This window comes from Muribacter muris (assembly GCF_001038205.1).
In the GTDB taxonomy this organism is placed as follows: Bacteria; Pseudomonadota; Gammaproteobacteria; order Enterobacterales; family Pasteurellaceae; genus Muribacter; species Muribacter muris.
Window position 1 is genome coordinate 1 of record NZ_JWIZ01000016.1, and the last position, 1,634, is coordinate 1,634.

Annotated in this window: 3 protein-coding genes; all 3 read left to right on the plus strand. The window is 46.6% G+C overall.

Annotated elements, in window-relative coordinates; genetic code table 11:
* A partial coding sequence (locus RO21_RS13095; protein ID WP_047976350.1) for a hypothetical protein occupies nucleotides 1-442 on the plus strand: 442 nt, incomplete at its 5' end.
* Nucleotides 442-1,203, plus strand: a complete 762-nt coding sequence (locus RO21_RS03160; RefSeq protein WP_047976351.1) for a hypothetical protein — start codon at nucleotides 442-444, stop codon at nucleotides 1,201-1,203. The genes RO21_RS13095 and RO21_RS03160, both read left to right, overlap by 1 nt.
* A partial coding sequence (locus RO21_RS03165) for a baseplate complex protein (RefSeq protein ID WP_047976352.1) occupies nucleotides 1,187-1,634 on the plus strand: 448 nt, incomplete at its 3' end. The genes RO21_RS03160 and RO21_RS03165, both read left to right, overlap by 17 nt.

Below are 1,634 nucleotides of genomic sequence, written 5' to 3' on the forward strand. Positions count from 1 at the left end.
ATGCTATCTCGCCCTCTACAAAGACAAGGGCGATTGGGTGGACAGGCTTGTCCGCTTTTTCACCAAAGGCAAATACAGCCATTGCGAAATTGCGATTGAACGCCACCAATTCCGAAGCGGCGAGCATTACCCCGTTATCAGCTACGACTGCTACTCGGCAAGCCCACGGGATAACGGCGTGCGTTGCAAGGTTATCAACGTAGCCGACCGCTTGACGTGGGAATTAATTGCGTTAGAGGGCATCACCGAGAGCCAAATCAAAGCTTATTTTGAACGAACCAAAGGCAAACGCTACGACCTATGGGGTGCCATCGGCGTGGTATTAGGGTTCAAACAAAAACGGGATAAGTTTTTCTGTTCCGAATGGTGCTTCAACGCCCTCCGCAACAGCGACCAAGGCTGGCGTTTTAGCCCGAATCAGTTGGCGGAGATTGTCAAATAATGTGGCAACAACAAACATTACAACACAGCCCACAGGCAAGAGAAGCATTAGAGGCAAATTTACGGGGCGAGCAATCGCCCTTTGATGTAAGCCTAACAGGGCTAAAAATCGGCGTGCATAACTGGTCGCACGGCTTGGAAACCAAATCGGGCCGATATTTATCACCGGAAAATGCAAACAAGGCATTTATCGCCAAGATGACCGATTATGCCGATCCCAACCGTCCCAGCGGTGAGCTTGATGTCGTAGTCATTATGGTAACGGCGGCAAATATTGAGCAATTTATTGCTCAAATGGAAAATGTGATGATCTTGCTGCCGGAGCCGGCTTTCAAACAAGCCTACGATTACGCCAAAGCACATCAGAAATTGGCAGAGACCAAAATGGTAAAAACACCCCAAATTGCAAGTCCCGCATTTGGGCAAGAAAACGATATTACGCCGCAAAGCGGGCGGGATTTACAAGGGATAATGCGTGGTTCTTTAGTTGCTAATGTGGCGAGTGGCGATCCGTTTGCAGTGATTGATGAGTTAATTCAACAAAAAGCCCGCAGACAAGCTGAAAATAAGCAGAAAATCGAACGGATTTTACATACTTCGGCACAAGTTTATGCGTTTCAAGATCGGGGGGTGCTTGATGTGATCGCATTAAATTTACAAAAGAACGTGCCGTCTGCAAACAATGTTTTCACCGCCACCGTTTGTTTCATCGGTAAAGATTTATCCAATTTAAGAGGTATGTTAAATGGCAACCGCAGTTGAACCGAACAAAAAAGTCCCGATTGAAGAAGAAATCAAACAACAATCATTCCCAAGCGTCCAACTGGCTTTAAACGGTAAACCGATTTTTTTGCAAAATTTTTTGGCAACCGCAAAAGTCATTCGGGAAACGCAAGATATGAGCGGGCAATCTTCCAGCACCAAAAAAAGCGAAAAAGGGGTGAAATCCAAGGAGCTTCATATTACTGGCCGCATACCCTTCCGCAACCCCGAATGGCTAAAACTGATTTTTCAACTCGCCGAAAGTGAAGATAAAAAAGGCAAGCAAACGAAATACCGCATCGCCAACAGCACGGCAGAAGCGATCAATATGCGGGAAGGGATTTTCAGCGGTGAAGTCTCAGCAGTGGGAGAAAGTGTTCAGGGCTGGTCGATAAGTTTTACCTTGATCGAGAAAGATTCCGTTGCCGAGA